This is a genomic window from Bradyrhizobium sp. Kon10 (assembly GCF_055807395.1).
The window spans coordinates 1-17,013 of record NZ_JBVVOZ010000042.1; the positions used below are offsets into that span (position 1 = coordinate 1).

Here is a 17,013-nt window from a genome sequence, read left to right on the forward strand (position 1 = left end):
CTGACAGGCGAAGGTCGCAGCTATAACGCGGCCAACGCCGCCTATAACGGCGTCAAGCCGGCGCATCCGTTCTCGCTCGACGGCGGCGGCTGGGGCGCGTGGGAAGTCGCCGGACGCGTGAGCCAGATCGACCTCAACGATCAGCTCGCGACCGCCAGTGGCGTCGCCGGTGGACGCCAGACCGTCTACACGCTCGCGCTCAACTGGTATGTCAACGGCAACGTCCGCTTCATGCTCGACTACCTGCATGGCAATATCTCCAAGCAGGCCTCGCCGGTCTCGACCGCCGATGTCGGTTCGAAATTCGATGCCGTGGCGATGCGCACGCAGTTCGCATTCTGATGCGATCAACCATCTGATGGAGACAAGCCATGAAGGCCGTCGGCTACAAAAAGTCGCTTCCGATCGAGGATACGAATTCGCTGATCGATTTCGAGACCGCAAAACCCGAGCCAAAGGGACGCGACATCCGTGTTGCCGTGAAGGCGATCTCGGCCAATCCGGTCGATTACAAAGTACGCAAGCGCGCCGCTCCGCCCGAAGGTGAGGTGAAGATTCTGGGCTACGACGCCGCCGGCGTGGTCGACGCCGTCGGGCCCGAGGTGACGCTGTTCAAGCCGGGCGAGGAGGTGTTCTACGCCGGCTCGATCCTGCGCCAGGGCACCAATTCCGAATTCCACCTGGTCGACGAGCGCATCGTCGGCAACAAGCCGAAGTCGCTCTCGTTCGCGCAGGCAGCCGCCCTCCCCCTGACTTCCATCACCGCGTGGGAATTGTTGTTCGATCGGCTCAGTGCGATACCCGGCAAGAGCGTCGATCCGCGCACGCTGCTGATCACCGGCGGTGCCGGGGGCGTCGGCTCGATCCTGATCCAGCTCGCCCGCCGCCTGACCGGACTGACCGTGCTCGCCACCGCGACGCGGCCGGAATCGCAAAGATGGTGCCTCGACCTCGGCGCGCATGCGGTGATCGACCACGGCAAGCCGATGAAGGAGCAGATCGAGAAGCTCAAGCTGCCGCCCGTCGCGCTGGTGGCGAGCCTCACCTTCACCGACCAGCACTACAAGGCGATCGCCGACATCATGGCGCCGCAGGGCAAGTTCGGCCTGATCGACGATCCCCCCGAATTCACCGTGAGCGTGTTCAAGGGCAAGGCGATCTCGGTGCACTGGGAATCGATGTTCACGCGCTCCTCGTTCCAGACGCCGGACATGATCGCGCAGCATCAGCTGCTGGGCGACGTCGCGGACCTCATCGACAAGGGGGTCTTGCGTACCACGCTCGACCAGACCTTCGGCACGATCAACGCGTCCAACCTCAAGCGCGCCCATGCGCTGCTCGAGAGCGGCAAGTCGCGCGGCAAGATCGTGCTGGAGGGGTGGTAGGCTTCAATGCGAGGCGGGCGGCGGCTTCGTCTCCGGCGAAAGCGTCGCCCGCTCGATAAAGCCCTTTGCGAGGGCGTGATAGATGCCCTCTTCGCAGATCAATCGAGACACGAAGTGCGCAATCAGCGCCGCCGTCATCAACGGCACCACCATGCCGTGATTGTCGGTCATCTCGGTCACGATCACGAACGCGGTGATCGGCGCCTGCACGACACCGGCAAAATAGGATACCATGCCGAGCAGCATGATCGCGCCGAGCGGTGCATCGTGAAACAGCTGCGCGACATTGCTGCCGAGGCCGGCACCGATGGCCAGCGAAGGTGAGAAGATGCCGCCGGGGATGCCGCTAATCGCGGCGAAGGTCGTCGCGAGAAATTTGAGCACGCCAAAATCCTGCGGCAGAGGCGAACCGTGCTCCAGCGACATCTTCACCTGCTCGTACCCGGTGCCATAGATGGTATCGCCGGAGACCAGGCCGCAGCCGGCAACGGCAAAGCCACAGGCCAGCGCGAACCACAGCGGGTGGGCCTTGATGGCGTGCCCAACGGAATTGGGAAGCCCCCGCGACATGGTGATGACGGTTCGGCTGAAGAGCCCGCCGAGCACACCCCCAGCCACGCCGCAGGCGGGCACCGCCAGCCAGTCGATGCCGCGGGCGAGCGACATCGCGCTGCTGCCGAAATAGGTGTAGTTGCCCATCAACGCCAACGACGTCAGGCCTGCCGCGATGACCGCGGCGATGATGAGGCTGCTGGTGCGCGTCTCGAAAGCGCGGCTCATCTCCTCGATCCCGAACACGATGCCGGCCAGCGGGGTATTGAACGCCGCGGCGACCCCAGCCGCCGCGCCGGCCAGGATCAATCCGGGTTGACGGCGCGGCGAGACGCGGCCGATCGCGAACATGACGGAGGCGCCGACCTGCACCGTGGGCCCTTCCCGCCCGACCGATGCCCCGCACAGCAGTCCAAACAGGGTGAGGATCATCTTGCCAACGGCAATGCGCATCGAGACGAGCCGCCCCCGCGCCGCCTGATCGCTCAGATGCCGCGCGGCAATGGCTTGCGGAATTCCACTGCCCTGGGCACCGGGAAACACCCGGATGGTGAGAAAGGCCGACAGCATGAAGCCGAGCGGCGTCACCAGCAGGACCGCATAGCGCGAATAGGCAAGCAGCAGCCTGAAGGCGTGCTGGGCGAGGTCGGCGAGTTGGGCCAGGGCCACGGCCGCGGCGCCAACGACAATCCCGCCCAACAGAAAAATCGCCCGCCGCTGCCAGCGGGCAGACGTGATTCTCAACCGCCGCTTGTTGCGAAGAGACCTGACCATGATCATGAGGCCGATCTTTAGCCGGTCGCAGCGCAAATGAAAGCGGCAAGCGAGCAGACCAGTCAGTCAGGAACCGCGCCCTCGACGAACATCAGCCGCCGCTCCAGAGCCGTCCGCCGCAGTTTCAGAGCCTCGGCATATTCAGCCGATGCGTACCATTCGCGCGCGCGGGCCATCGAAGGAAACTCCACAATGATGATGGTCCTGGGCGGCGGGCCGCCCTCCACCAATTCGGTGGCGCCGCCGCGCGCGAGGTAGCGGCCGCCATAGCGCGCAATGGCTTGTGCGGCGAGCGTGCGATAGGCCTGCATCGCGGCCTGGTCGCGCACCTCGACCTCGGAAATCACATAGGCCGGCATCTGCACGCCTCACGCGATCGTATTGACGATGCCGCCTTCCGCGCGAAGTGCCGCGCCGTTGGTCGCGGACGCCTGCTTGGACGCGACGTAGACCACCATATTGGCGATCTCCTCGACGCTGGCGAAGCGTTGCAGCAGCGAACTCGGCCGATGCTGCTTGACGAAATTGGCCGCGGCTTCGTCCACGGACTGGCCGTTCTGCTTGGCCAGATCCTTCACGAAGGTCGCGACGCCTTCCGACATGGTCGGACCCGGCAGCACCGAATTGACGGTGACGCCGGTGCCACCGGTGAGCTGCGCCAGGCCGCGCGCGACCGAGAGCTGTGCCGTCTTGGTCATGCCGTAATGGATCATCTCGACGGGAATGTTGAGCCCGGACTCCGAGGAGATGAAGACGATGCGGCCCCAATTGCGCTTGAGCATGCCTTTCAAATACGCCCGCGACAGCCGCACGCCGCTCATCAAATTGACCTCGAAAAAGCGGCTCCAGTCCTCGTCGGGGATGTCGAAAAAGTCCTTTGGCTCGAAGATGCCGGCATTGTTGACGAGGATGTCGACCTCCGGCAGCGCCGCGACAAGCGCCTTGCATCCGGCCGCGGTCGAGACGTCAGCGGCGATGCCGCGAACCTTGCCCCCCGCTGTTTCCAGCTTGCGCACGGCCGCATCCACCTTGTCCTGGCCGCGCCCGTTGATCACGACGCTGGCGCCCGACGCGGCAAGGCCCTTGGCAATGGCGTGGCCGATGCCGGCTGTCGAACCGGTCACGAGGGCAGTCTTTCCGGAAAGGTCGATGTTCATGCGCGATCTCCGTTGATGTCGACGGAGATATTGGGCGTTGCCAGCGTCCTGGCAATCAGCGCTCACCGATGCGTGAGGGAAGATGGATATTGTCGTCCCGGCCTTCGCCGGGACGACACCTCAGTAGCCGATGAAACAACTGCGCCGACAAAAAAAACGGCGCCCAAGGCGCCGCTTTCTCGAAACTTGATACCGACCGGCTTACGCCGCCTCGGCTTCCTTCGCCTGCACCGGACCGGAGTCCTGGCCCTTGGCGTCGACGTCGCGGTCGACGAACTCGATGACGGCCATCGGCGCGTTGTCGCCGTAGCGGAAGCCAGCCTTGATGATACGGGTGTAGCCGCCCTGGCGGTCCTTGTAGCGGGTGGCCAGCGTGTCGAACAACTTGCGGACCTGATCCTTGTCGCGCATCTCGGAGATCGCCTGGCGGCGCATGGCCAGGCCGCCCTTCTTGCCGAGGGTGACGAGCTTCTCGACGATCGGGCGCAGCTCCTTGGCCTTCGGCAGCGTGGTGACGATCTGCTCGTGCTTGATCAGCGCGGCCGCCATGTTGGCGAACATCGCCTTGCGATGCTCGGCGGTGCGATTGAGCTTCCGATGAACCTTGCCGTGACGCATGTGACTATTCCTTACGTAAAAATTGCCGCGACGGTTCGTCGGACATGTTGCTCAGGTGGGCTGCCTGCGTTCGCCCGCTAAAGCGCGATGATTTCGCGCTTTAGCCTGTGGTGAGTTCGGATCAGTAGTGATCCTCGAAGCGCTTGGCGAGCTCGTCGATGTTCTCCGGCGGCCAGCCCGGCACTTCCATGCCAAGATGCAGACCCATCTGGGCCAGCACTTCCTTGATCTCGTTCAGCGACTTGCGGCCGAAGTTCGGGGTGCGGAGCATTTCCGCTTCCGACTTCTGCACGAGGTCGCCGATGTAGACGATGTTGTCGTTCTTCAAGCAGTTGGCCGAACGCACCGACAGCTCGAGCTCGTCCACCTTCTTGAGGAAGGCCGGGTTGAAGGCGAGATCCGGGATGATCTCCTGGGCGACTTCCTTGCGTGGCTCTTCGAAGTTGACGAACACGTTGAGCTGGTCCTGGAGGATGCGTGCGGCATAGGCCACGGAATCATCAGGCGTCAGCGCGCCGTTGGTCTCGATCGTCATGGTCAGCTTGTCGTAATCGAGGATCTGGCCCTCGCGGGTGTTCTCGACCTTGTAGGAGACCTTGCGGACCGGCGAGTACAGGCTGTCGACCGGGATCAGACCGATCGGCGCGTCCTCGGGACGGTTGCGCTCGGCCGGCACGTAGCCCTTGCCGGTCGCGACCGTGAACTCCATGCGGATCTCGGCGCCCTCGTCCAGCGTGCAGATCTGCAGATCCGGATTGAGCACCACGACGTCGCCCACGGTCTGGATGTCGCCGGCGGTGACCACGCCGGGGCCGGACTTCTTCACGACCATGCGCTTGGGGCCTTCGCCCTGCATCTTGATCGCGATGTCCTTGATATTGAGCACGATGTCGGTGACGTCCTCACGGACGCCGGCGATCGAGGAGAACTCATGCAGCACGCCGTCGATATGCACCGACTGCACCGCCGCGCCCTGGAGCGAGGAGAGCAGAATGCGGCGCAGCGCATTGCCGAGCGTCTGGCCGAAGCCGCGCTCGAGCGGCTCCGCGACGATGGTCGCAAAACGGTTCGAATCGCTGCCGGGCTGGACCTGGAGCTTGTTCGGCCGAATCAGTTCTTGCCAATTTTTCTGGATCGTCACTGTTTCACCCATACAGGCCAGTCAAACTGCTGTCGCAGACACTGGCGTTGGAGAAAGGCCGCAGGTCATTCCCGCGGCTTTGCAAAAGTCATTGCGGGCGACGATGCGCCCGCAACTTCGTATCAGACGCGCCGACGCTTACGCGGACGGCAACCGTTGTGCGGGATCGTGGTCACGTCGCGGATCGAGGTGACGGTGAAGCCTGCGGCCTGGAGCGCGCGGAGCGCCGACTCACGACCCGAACCGGGACCGGCGACTTCGACTTCCAGCGTGCGCATGCCGTGCTCTTGCGCCTTCTTGGACACGTCTTCAGCTGCGACCTGCGCGGCGTACGGGGTCGACTTGCGCGAGCCCTTGAAGCCCATCGTGCCGGCGGAGGACCAGGCAATCGTGTTGCCCTGCGCGTCGGTGATGGTGATGGTCGTGTTGTTGAACGACGAGTTCACGTGCGCGACGCCGGAGGCGATGTTCTTGCGCTCACGACGACGAACGCGGGTGGCTTCCTTGCCCATAGAGTACCTTTCCTGGAGATCTCAAACGCCGCCGTAATGCCAGCGGCTACACCTGTGGATGCGAATGGTGAGCAGCGAATGGCGAATAGGGATGCTCCCTACTCGCCATTCGCCATTCCCTATTCGCGAGTTTACTTCTTCTTGCCGGCGATGGCCTTGGCCGGGCCCTTGCGCGTGCGCGCATTGGTGTGGGTACGCTGACCGCGCACCGGCAGACCGCGACGATGACGCAGGCCGCGATAGCAGCCGAGGTCCATCAGACGCTTGATGTTGATACCGACCTCACGACGCAGATCGCCCTCGACGAGGTAGTCGCGGTCGATGACTTCGCGGATCTGAAGCACTTCGGCATCGCTGAGCTGATTGACGCGACGATCCGCCGGGATCTTCACCTTCTCGATGATTTCGCCGGCAATCCTCTCGCCGATGCCATGGATGTACTGAAGCGCGATCAGCACGCGCTTGTTGGTGGGAATGTTCACGCCGGCAATACGGGCCACGGCCTTCTCTCCTGTTGCCGATCCCTCGTCAGGAATCAGGCTTTAAGTGCTTGGTTTCTCGGGCAGGTGTTCACAAACGCGAACACGACGCCCACCCCTGGTCTTCCTGGGGCCCGGCATCGTCTGAAACTATCCGACTTGGATGCGGGGCTTATTAAGGGATTCAGGGGGCTTTCGTCAACCGCTGCTAGCGCTTAGCTCGCCTTTTCGTGACCTTTTTTGCGGCCTTCTTGGCCCCTTTTTTGGCGGCCTTCTTGGCCGCCTTCTTCGCCGTCTTCCTGGTCGCCTTCACAGCCTTCTTCGCTGGCTTTTTGGTCGCTTTGGCAGGTTTTTTGGCCGTTTTCGCCGGCTTTTTGGCAGCTTTGGCCTTCGTGACCGCCTTCTTGCCGGCAGCTGCTGTGACCGAGCTCCGGGCGTGGCCTTTGGGTTCGACCGCCCCCAGCGCCAGCAACTGGCGGTGGATGGCGCGGGTCACCTCGTCGATGGCCATCATGCCATCGATGGTCGAAAGCTTCCGCCGCTCGGAATAGTAGTGAATCAGGGGTTCCGTCAGGCTGCGATAGCTGGCGAGTCGCTTGGTCAGGACTTCCGGCGTGTCGTCGACCCGGACTTCCTCGCCACGTTCCCGCATCTGCGCCACGCGGGTCTCGACGCGGTTCAACAAGGCGCTCTCGTTGACGCGAAGCTCGATCACGGCGTCGAGCTTGAGGTGCTTGTGCTTGAGCAGCTCATCCAGCGCTTCCGCCTGCGGCACGGTGCGCGGGAAGCCGTCCAGGATGAAACCATTGCGCGCGTCGGGCTGGTCGATCCGGTCGGAGATGATTCCAACCACGACGTCGTCGGGCACGAGGCCGCCGCGGGCCATGATCTCCTTGGCCTTCAGCCCGACCGGCGTACCGGCCGCCACGGCCGCGCGCAACATTTCGCCGGTCGAGAGCTGGACGATGCCATAGCGCTGCACCAGCCGCTGCGCCTGGGTCCCCTTGCCCGACCCCGGCGGCCCCAGAAGTATAATTCTCATCGGCGTACGCCCCCCGGATTGGTGAGCGATATGTCGCGCACCTGTGTTTGAAGATCAGCAACAGTGCAAACCATAATCGGCGCCACACCGCTACCCATATCATAGGGGAGCGGATGCCCGGACGCCAACAACGGCTTTGAAATCAGTGATTGAAGCGCAGTGAAAGCAGCGCTGCCGATGCGACCGAACGGTCCGTCCGCATCTCGCGGAAACCGCGCAGCTGGGCGCGGTGAATCGGCGATGTAAGTCGAAAGAGGACGCCGCGCCTCAGCGGCGGCGGCCCCGCAGCTTCGACTTCCGAATCAGCCCCTCATACTGATGCGCCAGCAGATAGCCCTGCACCTGCGCCACCGTGTCCATGGTGACGCTGACGACGATCAGCAGCGAGGTGCCGCCGAAGTAGAACGGCACCGAGGCGTAGGAGATCAGGATCTCCGGGATCAAGCAGACGATCGCGAGGTAGATCGCACCGAGCACGGTGATGCGCGACAGCACGTAGTCGATATATTCGGCGGTGCGCTCGCCTGGACGGATGCCCGGGATGAAGCCGCCGTGCTTCTTCAGGTTGTCCGCGGTCTCGGTCGGGTTGAACACGATCGCGGTGTAGAAGAACGCGAAGAACACGATCAGTGCGAGATAGAGAATCAGAAACAGCGGACGGCCGTGGCCGAGCTGCGTCGTGATCCACTGGAACCACTCCGGACCGCGGCCCGCGTTGAAATTCGCAACCGTGGTCGGCAGCAACAGCAGCGAGGATGCGAAGATCGGCGGGATGACGCCCGAGGTGTTGAGCTTGAGCGGCAGATGCGAGGACTGGCCCTCGAACATCTTGTTGCCGACCTGGCGCTTCGGATATTGGATCAGGAGCCGGCGCTGGGCGCGCTCCATGAACACGATGAAGGCGATCACGGCGACCGCCATCACGATCACGACCAGAATCAGGCCGGTCGACATCGCGCCCTGACGACCGAGCTCGAGCATGTTGGCGAGCGCCGAAGGCAGCTCGGCGACGATGCCGGACAGGATAATCAGCGAGATGCCGTTGCCGATGCCGCGCGAGGTGATCTGCTCGCCGAGCCACATCAGGAACATGGTGCCGCCGGTCAGGGTGATCGCGGTGGAGAGACGGAAGAACATGCCGGGGTCGCTGACGACGTTGCCGGCGCCTTCGAGGCCGACCGCAATACCGTAGGACTGGAACGCGGCCAGGATCACCGTGAGATAGCGGGTGTACTGGTTCAGCAGCTTGCGGCCCGACTCGCCTTCCTTCTTCAGCGCCTCGAGTTGCGGCGAGACGGTGGTCAGGAGCTGGATGATGATCGAAGCCGAGATGTACGGCATGATGTTCAAAGCGAAGATCGCCATGCGGTGGATGCCGCCGCCGGCGAACATGTTGAACATGCCGAGGATGCCGCCGGCCTGCGACTTGAACACCTGCTCCCAAATATTGGGATCAATGCCAGGCAGCGGAATGTAGGTGCCGAGCCGATAGACCAGCAACGCGCCCAGGGTGAACCAGATGCGCTTCTTCAGCTCGTCGGCCTTGGCGAACGCGCCGAAATTGAGGTTGGCTGCCAGTTGTTCCGCTGCTGAGGCCATTTTGGACTTTCTCCCGCCGCCGTTTGCGCCGTCATGCCCGCAGCCGGGCAAATCGGCAGACGCCGGACATTATCTGGTGCTCGGCTTCGATAAGTCCATCGTCCCGCATGCGTAAGGCCCGCAAGGCGCGGGCCAATGACGCAGTTGTTACGCCGCCTCGCCTTCTTCCTTGGGAGCGGCGAGGATCTTCACCGAGCCGCCGGCCTTCTCAACGGCCGCGATCGCGGTCTTCGAGGCGCCGTGCACTTCGATGTTGAGCTTGGCCTTGAGCTCGCCGCGGCCGAGCAGCCGCAGACCACCCTTGGCGCGGCGCAGCACGCCGGCCTTCACCAAAGCCTCGACGTTCACAACGCTCCCGGCGTCGACCTTCTTGGCATCGACCGCTTCCTGGAGCCGGTCGAGGTTGATCTCGACGAACTCGACGCGGAAGATGTTCGTGAAGCCGCGCTTCGGCAGACGGCGATGCATCGGCATCTGGCCGCCTTCGAAACCCTTGATGCGCACGCCCGAGCGCGCGGTCTGGCCCTTGCCACCGCGGCCAGCCTGCTTGCCCTTGCCCGAACCGATGCCACGGCCGACGCGCATACGCTTCTTGCGCGAGCCGGCGTTGTCGGCGATATCGCTGAGCTTCATCGCCCTGCTCCTTGTTTCCTGCTCATGATCTCGCCCGAAAACCGGTACCCGGCTTGCGGGATCACGCGCCTTGCTTACTTCTCGTCGACGATGCGGACGAGATGGTGAACCTTGTCGATCATGCCGCGGACGGCCGGAGTATCCGGCAGTTCGCTGACGCGGCCGATCTTGTTGAGCTTGAGCCCGATCAGCGTCGAACGCTGCGAGTGATGGCGGCGGATCGCGCTGCCGGTCTGCTCAAGCTTGATCGTCTTTGCGGCTTTGGCCATCGTGGTCTACTCCGAAAAGATTCCGTTACTCGGCAGCCACTTCGGCATCGCCGCCGATACGACGGGCCTGCAGGGTGGACACCTTGATGTTGCGGCGGGCTGCGACCGAACGCGGCGAATCCTGGTGCTTCAGCGCGTCGAAAGTCGCGCGCACCATGTTGTACGGGTTCGACGAGCCGATCGACTTCGCCACCACGTCCTGGACGCCGAGCGTCTCGAACACGGCGCGCATCGGGCCGCCGGCGATGATCCCGGTACCAGCCGGAGCAGCACGCAGATAGACCCGGCCCGCGCCATGACGGCCCGCAATGTCGTGATGCAGGGTACGGCCCTCGCGCAGCGACACGCGGGTCAAATTGCGCTTGGCGGACTCGGTGGCCTTGCGGATCGCCTCAGGCACTTCGCGCGCCTTACCGTGACCGAAGCCGGCGCGGCCCTTTTGATCGCCAATCACGACCAGCGCTGCGAAACCGAAGCGCTTGCCGCCCTTGACGACCTTGGCCACGCGGTTGATGTGGACGAGCTTGTCGACGAACTCGCTGTCGCGCTCCTCGCGCTGCTGGCGGTCACGTCCGCCGCGTTGATCGCGTCCACCACGTTGTTCGCGTTCTGCCATTTTTCCAATCCTTCAGAGGCTTGCGCCTCAATCCTCAAATTCTGTTAGAAGCTCAGCCCACTCTCACGCGCCGCGTCGGCCAGTGCCTTGACGCGCCCGTGATAGAGATAGCTGCCGCGATCGAACACGACTTCCTTGACGCCCTTCTCGGCAGCGCGCTCGGCCAGCAGCTTGCCGACCGCCTTCGCCGCATCGATGTCGGCGCCGGTCTTGCCGCCGTCGCGCATCGATTTCTCGAGCGAGGAGGCAGAGGCCAGCGTCTCGCCCTTCAGGTCGTCGATGACCTGGGCGTAGATGTGCTTCGACGAGCGGAACACGGACAGGCGCGGACGGCCGCCACCGGAGCGGCGCAACTTCAGCCGCACACTCCGCTTGCGCCGGGCATTCGTAACCTTGGCTTTCGACATGACCGGCTCCGTTACTTCTTCTTGCCTTCCTTGCGGAAGATGAATTCGCCAACATACTTCACGCCCTTGCCCTTGTAGGGCTCCGGCGGACGATAGGAGCGAATCTCGGCGGCGACCTGGCCGACACGCTGGATGTCGCTGCCCGTCACCGTGATTTCGGTCGGCTTCGGCACGGTGATCGTGATCCCTTCCGGAATCGTGTAGACCACGTCGTGGCTGTAGCCGAGCGCGAGCTGCAGGTTCTTGCCCTGCAGCGCGGCGCGGTAACCGACGCCGGTGATTTCGAGCTTCTTCTCGAAGCCCTTGGTGACGCCTTCGACCAGATTCGCGACCTGGGCGCGAGCCGTACCGTACAGCGCCCGCGCGCGGTTGGTCTCGACCCGCGGGTTCACCTTGACCTGGCCGTTGTCGAGCTTCACCTCGACGTCGTCATGGACGACGAACTGAAGCTGGCCCTTGGGCCCCTTCATCTTGACGGTCTGCCCGTCGACGGACGCGGTCACACCCGACGGCACCGCTACCGGCCTTTTGCCAACTCGTGACATGGATCAAAAATCCTTCTCAGAACACCGTGAAGAGGACTTCACCGCCCACGTTCGCTTCACGCGCACTGTGGTCGGCCATGATCCCCTTCGGCGTCGACAACACCGAAATACCGAGTCCGTTATTGACCCGCGGCAGGTTCTTCACCGAGGCGTAAACGCGACGCCCGGGCTTGGAGACCCGCTCGATCTCGCGGATGACGGGCTCGCCGTCGAAATACTTCAACTCGATCTCGATCTCGCTGCGGCCCGAGGAATGCTCGAGCGTCGCGTAGCCGCGGATGTAGCCCTCGCTCTTCAGCACTTCGAGGACGTTCTCGCGCATCTTCGAACCAGGCGTGGAGACCTTGTTCTTGGCGCGCATCTGCGCGTTGCGGATGCGGGTGATCAGATCGCTGATTGGATCGTGCGTGGACATCTAAACGACCCTCCTTACCAGCTCGACTTGACGAGGCCCGGGACCATGCCCTTGGAGCCAAGTTCGCGCAGCGCGATACGGGACAGCTTGTTCTTGCGATAGTTCGAGCGCGAACGGCCCGACAGCTCGCAACGCAGACGAATGCGCGTCGCCGACGAATTGCGCGGCATCTCGGCAAGCTTCAGGGTCGCGGCAAACCGCTCCTCCATCGGCAGCGTCTTGTCGGCGATGATCGCCTTCAACCGTTCGCGCTTCGGGGCGGCGTTCTTCGTCATCCGCTTGCGCCGGTTGTTCTTCTCGATTGAACTCTTCTTTGCCATGCTTGGCTCCTGGGTATCCGCGTTTGAGAGGCTTTAGGTCAGCGTCTCACTGCCGGAACGGGAAATTGAAAGCGGTCAACAAGGCCCTCGCCTCGTCGTCGGTCTTGGCCGTGGTGCAGACGGTGATGTCCATACCGCGGGCTTCGGTGACCTTGTCGAAGTCGATTTCGGGGAAAATGATGTGTTCCTTGATGCCGAGCGAATAGTTGCCGCGGCCGTCGAAGCTCTTCGGGTTCAGGCCGCGGAAGTCGCGGACGCGCGGCAGCGCGACCGTCACCAGGCGATCGATGAACTCGTACATACGGGCCTTGCGCAGCGTGACCTTGCAGCCGATCGGCTGGTTCTCACGCAGCTTGAAGGTCGCGATCGCGACGCGCGAATAGGTCACGATCGCCTTCTGGCCGGCGATCTGGGTCAATTCGGCAGCGGCGTTCTCGGCCTTCTTGCGGTCGTTGACGGAATCACCAACGCCCATGTTCAGCACGACCTTGTCCAGCCGCGGAACCTGCATGACGTTGTCATAACCGAACTTCTCGGTCATCTCCGTCCGGATCTTCGCGTCGTATTCCGCGCGCAGGCGCGGGGTGTAAGCGGTCTCAGCCATCGATCTCAGCTCCCGAGCTCTTGGCGATGCGAACTTTCTTGCCGTCCGCCAGAATCTTGAATCCGACGCGCGTCGGCTTTCCGTCCTTGCCGACATAGGCGACGTTGGACAATTGGATCGGCGCCTCTTTCGAGATGATGCCGCCCTCCTGGGCCTGCGTCTGCTTCTGGTGACGCTTGACCATGTTGATGCCGCGCACGAGCGCCGTGCCGGCGTCCGGACGCACCTCGAACACTTCGCCGGTGCGGCCCTTGTCGCGACCGGTCAGCACGACGACCTTGTCGCCCTTGCGGATCTTCGCAGCCATCACAGCACCTCCGGCGCGAGCGAGATGATCTTCATGTGGTTCTTGGCGCGCAGCTCGCGCGGCACGGGCCCGAAGATACGGGTGCCGACCGGCTCGGCCTGGTTGTTGATCAGGACGGCGGCGTTGCGGTCGAAGCGGATGACCGAACCGTCAGCGCGGCGGATGTCCTTGCGGACGCGCACCACGACGGCCTTCATCACGTCGCCCTTCTTCACCTTGCCACGCGGAATCGCTTCCTTGATCGAGACGACGATGATGTCGCCGATCGTGGCGTAGCGGCGCTTGGAGCCCCCGAGCACCTTGATACACATGACACGGCGTGCGCCAGAATTATCGGCCACGTCGAGGTTGGTCTGCATCTGAATCATTGATGCACCTCGTCCTCTTCTCTTTGCGCCAGCCTAGCCGGCGCTCAACATTTACCTGAAGTCAGTCGGCCAAAGCCAACAGATCAGGCGCTTTTCTTGTGTTCGCCCCGGATCACGATCCAGCGCTTCAACTTCGAAATCGGCTTCGATTCCTCGATCCACACCACATCGCCCGGCTTGAACTCGTTGCCTTCGTCGTGCGCGTGGTAGTTCTTCGAACGGCGGATCGTCTTCTTGTAGATCGGGTGCGTGAAGCGGCGGTCGACGCGCACCACGACGGTTTTGGCTGTCTTGTCGCTGACGACCACGCCTTGCAAAGTACGTTTTGGCATCTTCGTAAGCCTCTTACTTCTTCTTCGCGCGCTGCTGCGCGGCGACGGTCTTGATCCGGGCGATGTCACGACGGGCCTCGCGCAGCCGCGAGGTATTCTCGAGCTGGCCGGTGGCGCGCTGGAAGCGCAGGTTGAAGCGCTCCTTCTTCAGGTTCAGCACAGCATCATCCTGCTGGTCGGGGCTCAGCGCACGGATGTCTTCGATCTTCATCTGGGCCATGGCCATTACTCCGCAATGCGTTCGACGAAGCGCGTCTTGATCGGCAGCTTGGCGGCCGCCAGCGTCAGCGCCTCGCGCGCGGTCTGGGTGTTGACGCCGTCGATCTCGAACAGCACCCGGCCCGGCTTGACGCGCGCCACCCACAGTTCCGGCGCGCCCTTGCCGGAGCCCATGCGGACTTCGGCCGGCTTCTTCGACACCGGAACGTCGGGGAACACGCGAATCCAGACCCGGCCGGCGCGCTTCATGTGGCGGGTCAGCGCGCGGCGAGCGGCTTCGATCTGGCGCGCGGTGACGCGCTCAGGCTCGGTCGCCTTCAGGCCGAACTGGCCGAACGCCAACGTCGCACCCGAAGACGCCACGCCGTGGATACGGCCCTTATGCGCCTTCCGGAACTTCGTTTTCTTAGGTTGCATCATGGCTTCAAGCCCTCAAATTCTCTGTGCTGGCGTCAGGCCGCAGCGTTGTCACGGCGCTGCCGGCCGCCGCCACCGCCACCCGTCTCGCCTTCGGCCATTCTCTTGTCCTGGGCCATCGGATCGTGCTCGAGGATCTCGCCCTTGAAGATCCAGACCTTGACGCCGCAGGTGCCGAAGGTCGTGAACGCGGTCGCGACGCCGTAGTCGATGTCGGCGCGCAGCGTATGCAGCGGCACGCGGCCTTCGCGGTACCATTCCATGCGCGCGATTTCCGCACCGCCCAGGCGACCCGAGCAGTTGATGCGGATGCCTTCCGCGCCGAGACGCATCGCCGACTGCACGGCGCGCTTCATGGCACGGCGGAACGCGACGCGGCGCTCGAGCTGCTGCGCGATCGATTCGGCCACCAGCGTCGCATCGAGCTCCGGCTTGCGGATCTCGACGATGTTGATGACGACGTCGGACGCGGTGATGTCCGCGACCTTCTTGCGCAGCTTGTCGATGTCGGCGCCCTTTTTGCCGATCACCACGCCCGGGCGAGCCGAGTGGATGGTGACGCGGCACTTCTTGTGCGGACGCTCGATCACGATGCGGGCGACGGCCGCCTGCTTCAGCTCCTTGTGCAGGATCTCGCGGATCTTGACGTCCTCGTGCAGCAGCTTGCCGTATTCCTGCTTGCCGGCGTACCAGCGGGAATCCCAGGTCCGGTTGATGCCCAGACGCAGACCGATCGGATTGATCTTTTGACCCATCGTTTTCTCCTGCGTCCCTTAAGCCGCTGCTGCTTCGGCTTCGACCTGACGCACAATGATCGTCAGCTGCGAAAATGGTTTGTAGACACGGCCCGAGCGGCCACGGCCGCGCGGTGCAAAGCGCTTCATCACGAGACCGTTGCCGACGAAAGCCTGGGTCACGACGAGATCGTCGACGTCCAGGTCGTGGTTGTTCTCGGCATTCGCGATCGCCGACTCCAGGCACTTCTTCACGTCGACCGCGATCCGCTTGCGCGAGAACTGCAGGTCGGCGAGTGCCGCAGACGCCTTCCGGCCGCGAATGAGCTGGGCGACCAGGTTGAGCTTCTGCGGGCTCACCCGCAGCATCCGGGCGACCGCCTTGGCCTCGTTCTCGGCGAGGCTCCGTTCGCGCTTAGGTTTGCTCATCGTTTAATCCTCAAGCCTTCTTGGCTTTCTTGTCGCCCGAATGGCCATGGAAAGTACGGGTCGGCGAAAACTCGCCGAACTTGTGACCGACCATTTCCTCGTTGACCGCCACCGGCACGTGCTTCTGGCCGTTGTAGACGCCGAAGGTCAGACCGACGAACTGCGGCAGGATGGTCGAGCGACGGCTCCAGATCTTGATGACGTCGTGACGGCCGGAAGCGCGCGCGGCATCTGCCTTCTTGAGCAGAGAACCCTCGACGAACGGGCCTTTCCAGACTGAACGAACCATGTCCGGCGTTCCTTACTTCTTCCGCTTGTGGCGGCTTAGGAGAATGAATTTGTTGGTCGACTTGTTGGTGCGGGTCTTCTTGCCCTTGGTCGGCTTGCCCCACGGGGTCACCGGGTGGCGACCGCCCGAGGTACGACCTTCACCACCGCCGTGCGGATGGTCGATCGGGTTCATCGAGACGCCGCGGTTGTGCGGGCGACGGCCCATCCAACGCGTGCGGCCGGCCTTGCCGATCGAGGTATTCATGTGATCCGGGTTCGACACCGCGCCGATCGTGGCGCGGCAACGGCCGTGCACCAGGCGCTGCTCGCCCGAGTTCAGGCGGATGATCACGTAGTCCTGGTCGCGACCGACGAGCTGGGCATAGGTGCCCGCGGAACGGGCGAGCTGGCCGCCCTTCCCGATCTTGGTCTCGATGTTGTGGATGATCGTGCCGACCGGCATGTTGCCGAGCGGCATGACGTTGCCCGGCTTCACGTCGACATAGTTGCCGGCGATGATGGTGTCACCCACGGCCAGGCGCTGCGGCGCCAGGATGTAGGCCTGCACGCCGTCCTCGTATTTGATCAGCGCAATGAAGCCGGTGCGGTTCGGATCGTATTCGAGCCGCTCGACGGTCGCGGGAACGTCGATCTTGTCGCGCTTGAAGTCGACGGTCCGCAGCGTCCGCTTGTGGCCGCCGCCACGGAAACGCACGGTGATGCGGCCGGTGTTGTTGCGACCGCCCGAGGAGTGCTTGCCTTCGGTGAGCGCCTTGACCGGCTTGCCCTTGTAGAGCGCCGAACGATCGACCATGACCAGCTGGCGCTGGCCCGGCGTCGTGGGATTGAATGTCTTCAGTGCCATCGTC

The 17,013-nt window shown here is 63.5% G+C and carries 28 protein-coding genes; 2 read left to right on the top strand and 26 right to left on the bottom strand.

Going from position 1 to position 17,013, the window contains the following annotated elements:
* Positions 1 to 342, top strand: a 342-nt coding sequence (locus AC0L2O_RS32705; protein ID WP_473372662.1) for a porin, incomplete at its 5' end; no start/stop codon positions are given.
* A 29-nt stretch (positions 343 to 371) separates the two neighbouring features.
* Complete coding sequence (locus AC0L2O_RS32710; RefSeq protein WP_473372663.1) at positions 372 to 1,385, top strand: zinc-binding alcohol dehydrogenase family protein; 1,014 nt, start codon at positions 372 to 374, stop codon at positions 1,383 to 1,385.
* Positions 1,386 to 1,388: 3 nt separating this feature from the next.
* On the opposite strand, the gene AC0L2O_RS32715 is transcribed toward AC0L2O_RS32710, so the two are convergent.
* The 26 genes from AC0L2O_RS32715 to rplB form a co-directional block, all read right to left on the bottom strand.
* Positions 1,389 to 2,711 (bottom strand): chloride channel protein, encoded by a 1,323-nt coding sequence (locus AC0L2O_RS32715; protein WP_409192853.1) that lies wholly within the window; start codon positions 2,709 to 2,711, stop codon positions 1,389 to 1,391.
* A gap of 62 nt (positions 2,712 to 2,773) precedes the next feature.
* Positions 2,774 to 3,070, bottom strand: coding sequence for a DUF1330 domain-containing protein (locus AC0L2O_RS32720; protein ID WP_473372664.1), 297 nt, complete (start codon positions 3,068 to 3,070; stop codon positions 2,774 to 2,776).
* Between the two features lie 9 nt (positions 3,071 to 3,079).
* Positions 3,080 to 3,868 (bottom strand): SDR family NAD(P)-dependent oxidoreductase, encoded by a 789-nt coding sequence (locus AC0L2O_RS32725; RefSeq protein WP_473372665.1) that lies wholly within the window; start codon positions 3,866 to 3,868, stop codon positions 3,080 to 3,082.
* A 201-nt stretch (positions 3,869 to 4,069) separates the two neighbouring features.
* Positions 4,070 to 4,486, bottom strand: a complete 417-nt coding sequence (gene rplQ, locus AC0L2O_RS32730; RefSeq protein ID WP_369723119.1) for a 50S ribosomal protein L17 — start codon at positions 4,484 to 4,486, stop codon at positions 4,070 to 4,072.
* Positions 4,487 to 4,607: 121 nt separating this feature from the next.
* Positions 4,608 to 5,639 (bottom strand): DNA-directed RNA polymerase subunit alpha, encoded by a 1,032-nt coding sequence (locus AC0L2O_RS32735; protein WP_369723118.1) that lies wholly within the window; start codon positions 5,637 to 5,639, stop codon positions 4,608 to 4,610.
* A 110-nt stretch (positions 5,640 to 5,749) separates the two neighbouring features.
* Positions 5,750 to 6,139: a 30S ribosomal protein S11 gene (rpsK, locus tag AC0L2O_RS32740; RefSeq protein WP_007603045.1), complete on the bottom strand. Its 390-nt coding sequence runs from the start codon at positions 6,137 to 6,139 to the stop codon at positions 5,750 to 5,752.
* Positions 6,140 to 6,270: 131 nt separating this feature from the next.
* On the bottom strand, positions 6,271 to 6,639 hold the full coding sequence (gene rpsM, locus AC0L2O_RS32745) for a 30S ribosomal protein S13 (RefSeq protein ID WP_473372666.1): 369 nt from the start codon (positions 6,637 to 6,639) through the stop codon (positions 6,271 to 6,273).
* Positions 6,640 to 6,826: 187 nt separating this feature from the next.
* Entirely contained in the window at positions 6,827 to 7,660 is an 834-nt protein-coding gene (locus tag AC0L2O_RS32750; protein ID WP_473372667.1) for an adenylate kinase, read from the bottom strand.
* A gap of 267 nt (positions 7,661 to 7,927) precedes the next feature.
* On the bottom strand, positions 7,928 to 9,259 hold the full coding sequence (secY, locus tag AC0L2O_RS32755; protein ID WP_354139697.1) for a preprotein translocase subunit SecY: 1,332 nt from the start codon (positions 9,257 to 9,259) through the stop codon (positions 7,928 to 7,930).
* A 147-nt stretch (positions 9,260 to 9,406) separates the two neighbouring features.
* Entirely contained in the window at positions 9,407 to 9,892 is a 486-nt protein-coding gene (gene rplO, locus AC0L2O_RS32760) for a 50S ribosomal protein L15 (protein WP_369723116.1), read from the bottom strand.
* 74 nt (positions 9,893 to 9,966) lie between these two features.
* On the bottom strand, positions 9,967 to 10,161 hold the full coding sequence (gene rpmD / locus AC0L2O_RS32765; RefSeq protein ID WP_369723115.1) for a 50S ribosomal protein L30: 195 nt from the start codon (positions 10,159 to 10,161) through the stop codon (positions 9,967 to 9,969).
* Positions 10,162 to 10,186: 25 nt separating this feature from the next.
* The gene (rpsE, locus tag AC0L2O_RS32770) at positions 10,187 to 10,777 is read right to left on the bottom strand and encodes a 30S ribosomal protein S5 (protein ID WP_369723114.1); all 591 of its coding nucleotides are present in this window, start codon (positions 10,775 to 10,777) and stop codon (positions 10,187 to 10,189) included.
* Positions 10,778 to 10,821: 44 nt separating this feature from the next.
* The gene (rplR, locus tag AC0L2O_RS32775) at positions 10,822 to 11,184 is read right to left on the bottom strand and encodes a 50S ribosomal protein L18 (RefSeq protein ID WP_007603036.1); all 363 of its coding nucleotides are present in this window, start codon (positions 11,182 to 11,184) and stop codon (positions 10,822 to 10,824) included.
* Between the two features lie 11 nt (positions 11,185 to 11,195).
* Positions 11,196 to 11,729 (bottom strand): 50S ribosomal protein L6, encoded by a 534-nt coding sequence (gene rplF, locus AC0L2O_RS32780; protein WP_409188257.1) that lies wholly within the window; start codon positions 11,727 to 11,729, stop codon positions 11,196 to 11,198.
* Between the two features lie 16 nt (positions 11,730 to 11,745).
* Positions 11,746 to 12,144 carry a 30S ribosomal protein S8 gene (gene rpsH, locus AC0L2O_RS32785; RefSeq protein ID WP_045008205.1) on the bottom strand — a complete coding sequence of 133 codons (399 nt, stop codon included), beginning with the start codon at positions 12,142 to 12,144 and terminating at the stop codon, positions 11,746 to 11,748.
* A 14-nt stretch (positions 12,145 to 12,158) separates the two neighbouring features.
* Positions 12,159 to 12,464 carry a 30S ribosomal protein S14 gene (gene rpsN / locus AC0L2O_RS32790; protein WP_409188256.1) on the bottom strand — a complete coding sequence of 102 codons (306 nt, stop codon included), beginning with the start codon at positions 12,462 to 12,464 and terminating at the stop codon, positions 12,159 to 12,161.
* Between the two features lie 46 nt (positions 12,465 to 12,510).
* Positions 12,511 to 13,068, bottom strand: coding sequence for a 50S ribosomal protein L5 (gene rplE, locus AC0L2O_RS32795; protein WP_369723110.1), 558 nt, complete (start codon positions 13,066 to 13,068; stop codon positions 12,511 to 12,513).
* Positions 13,061 to 13,375, bottom strand: coding sequence for a 50S ribosomal protein L24 (gene rplX, locus AC0L2O_RS32800; protein ID WP_409188255.1), 315 nt, complete (start codon positions 13,373 to 13,375; stop codon positions 13,061 to 13,063). Before rplX ends, rplE begins: the two co-directional genes overlap by 8 nt.
* Positions 13,375 to 13,743 (bottom strand): 50S ribosomal protein L14, encoded by a 369-nt coding sequence (gene rplN, locus AC0L2O_RS32805; RefSeq protein ID WP_008549246.1) that lies wholly within the window; start codon positions 13,741 to 13,743, stop codon positions 13,375 to 13,377. Before rplN ends, rplX begins: the two co-directional genes overlap by 1 nt.
* Positions 13,744 to 13,826: 83 nt before the next feature.
* Positions 13,827 to 14,075, bottom strand: a complete 249-nt coding sequence (gene rpsQ / locus AC0L2O_RS32810) for a 30S ribosomal protein S17 (RefSeq protein WP_369723108.1) — start codon at positions 14,073 to 14,075, stop codon at positions 13,827 to 13,829.
* A gap of 13 nt (positions 14,076 to 14,088) precedes the next feature.
* Positions 14,089 to 14,295, bottom strand: a complete 207-nt coding sequence (gene rpmC / locus AC0L2O_RS32815) for a 50S ribosomal protein L29 (RefSeq protein WP_045008782.1) — start codon at positions 14,293 to 14,295, stop codon at positions 14,089 to 14,091.
* A gap of 5 nt (positions 14,296 to 14,300) precedes the next feature.
* Entirely contained in the window at positions 14,301 to 14,714 is a 414-nt protein-coding gene (gene rplP, locus AC0L2O_RS32820) for a 50S ribosomal protein L16 (RefSeq protein ID WP_063982581.1), read from the bottom strand.
* Between the two features lie 32 nt (positions 14,715 to 14,746).
* Entirely contained in the window at positions 14,747 to 15,466 is a 720-nt protein-coding gene (gene rpsC / locus AC0L2O_RS32825; protein ID WP_369723107.1) for a 30S ribosomal protein S3, read from the bottom strand.
* A gap of 18 nt (positions 15,467 to 15,484) precedes the next feature.
* Positions 15,485 to 15,874, bottom strand: a complete 390-nt coding sequence (gene rplV, locus AC0L2O_RS32830; RefSeq protein ID WP_369723106.1) for a 50S ribosomal protein L22 — start codon at positions 15,872 to 15,874, stop codon at positions 15,485 to 15,487.
* Positions 15,875 to 15,884: 10 nt separating this feature from the next.
* Entirely contained in the window at positions 15,885 to 16,163 is a 279-nt protein-coding gene (gene rpsS, locus AC0L2O_RS32835; RefSeq protein ID WP_008136357.1) for a 30S ribosomal protein S19, read from the bottom strand.
* Positions 16,164 to 16,175: 12 nt separating this feature from the next.
* A complete protein-coding gene (rplB, locus tag AC0L2O_RS32840) occupies positions 16,176 to 17,009 on the bottom strand; it encodes a 50S ribosomal protein L2 (protein WP_369723105.1) in 834 nt (277 codons plus the stop codon).
* Between the last annotated feature and the right edge of the window lie 4 nt (positions 17,010 to 17,013).

Bases quoted from the DNA above. Each gene is read 5' to 3' on its own strand.
- AC0L2O_RS32725 (WP_473372665.1), bottom strand. From the start codon at position 3,868: ATGAACATCGACCTTTCCGGAAAGACTGCCCTCGTGACCGGTTCGACA.
- AC0L2O_RS32735 (WP_369723118.1), bottom strand. From the start codon at position 5,639: ATGGGTGAAACAGTGACGATCCAGAAAAATTGGCAAGAACTGATTCGG.
- rpsS (WP_008136357.1), bottom strand. From the start codon at position 16,163: ATGGTTCGTTCAGTCTGGAAAGGCCCGTTCGTCGAGGGTTCTCTGCTC.
- rplQ (WP_369723119.1), bottom strand. From the start codon at position 4,486: ATGCGTCACGGCAAGGTTCATCGGAAGCTCAATCGCACCGCCGAGCAT.
- rpsE (WP_369723114.1), bottom strand. From the start codon at position 10,777: ATGGCAGAACGCGAACAACGTGGTGGACGCGATCAACGCGGCGGACGT.
- rplP (WP_063982581.1), bottom strand. From the start codon at position 14,714: ATGATGCAACCTAAGAAAACGAAGTTCCGGAAGGCGCATAAGGGCCGT.
- rpsQ (WP_369723108.1), bottom strand. From the start codon at position 14,075: ATGCCAAAACGTACTTTGCAAGGCGTGGTCGTCAGCGACAAGACAGCC.
- rplE (WP_369723110.1), bottom strand. From the start codon at position 13,068: ATGGCTGAGACCGCTTACACCCCGCGCCTGCGCGCGGAATACGACGCG.
- rpmD (WP_369723115.1), bottom strand. From the start codon at position 10,161: ATGGCCAAAGCCGCAAAGACGATCAAGCTTGAGCAGACCGGCAGCGCG.
- AC0L2O_RS32720 (WP_473372664.1), bottom strand. From the start codon at position 3,070: ATGCCGGCCTATGTGATTTCCGAGGTCGAGGTGCGCGACCAGGCCGCG.
- rplV (WP_369723106.1), bottom strand. From the start codon at position 15,874: ATGAGCAAACCTAAGCGCGAACGGAGCCTCGCCGAGAACGAGGCCAAG.
- rplF (WP_409188257.1), bottom strand. From the start codon at position 11,729: ATGTCACGAGTTGGCAAAAGGCCGGTAGCGGTGCCGTCGGGTGTGACC.
- rpsN (WP_409188256.1), bottom strand. From the start codon at position 12,464: ATGGCAAAGAAGAGTTCAATCGAGAAGAACAACCGGCGCAAGCGGATG.
- rplR (WP_007603036.1), bottom strand. From the start codon at position 11,184: ATGTCGAAAGCCAAGGTTACGAATGCCCGGCGCAAGCGGAGTGTGCGG.
- rplO (WP_369723116.1), bottom strand. From the start codon at position 9,892: ATGAAGCTCAGCGATATCGCCGACAACGCCGGCTCGCGCAAGAAGCGT.
- rpsC (WP_369723107.1), bottom strand. From the start codon at position 15,466: ATGGGTCAAAAGATCAATCCGATCGGTCTGCGTCTGGGCATCAACCGG.
- rpmC (WP_045008782.1), bottom strand. From the start codon at position 14,295: ATGGCCCAGATGAAGATCGAAGACATCCGTGCGCTGAGCCCCGACCAG.
- rplX (WP_409188255.1), bottom strand. From the start codon at position 13,375: ATGGCTGCGAAGATCCGCAAGGGCGACAAGGTCGTCGTGCTGACCGGT.
- AC0L2O_RS32710 (WP_473372663.1), top strand. From the start codon at position 372: ATGAAGGCCGTCGGCTACAAAAAGTCGCTTCCGATCGAGGATACGAAT.
- AC0L2O_RS32715 (WP_409192853.1), bottom strand. From the start codon at position 2,711: ATGGTCAGGTCTCTTCGCAACAAGCGGCGGTTGAGAATCACGTCTGCC.
- rplB (WP_369723105.1), bottom strand. From the start codon at position 17,009: ATGGCACTGAAGACATTCAATCCCACGACGCCGGGCCAGCGCCAGCTG.
- AC0L2O_RS32750 (WP_473372667.1), bottom strand. From the start codon at position 7,660: ATGAGAATTATACTTCTGGGGCCGCCGGGGTCGGGCAAGGGGACCCAG.
- rpsH (WP_045008205.1), bottom strand. From the start codon at position 12,144: ATGTCCACGCACGATCCAATCAGCGATCTGATCACCCGCATCCGCAAC.
- rpsK (WP_007603045.1), bottom strand. From the start codon at position 6,139: ATGGGCAAGGAAGCCACCCGCGTTCGTCGTCGTGAGCGCAAGAACATC.
- secY (WP_354139697.1), bottom strand. From the start codon at position 9,259: ATGGCCTCAGCAGCGGAACAACTGGCAGCCAACCTCAATTTCGGCGCG.
- rplN (WP_008549246.1), bottom strand. From the start codon at position 13,743: ATGATTCAGATGCAGACCAACCTCGACGTGGCCGATAATTCTGGCGCA.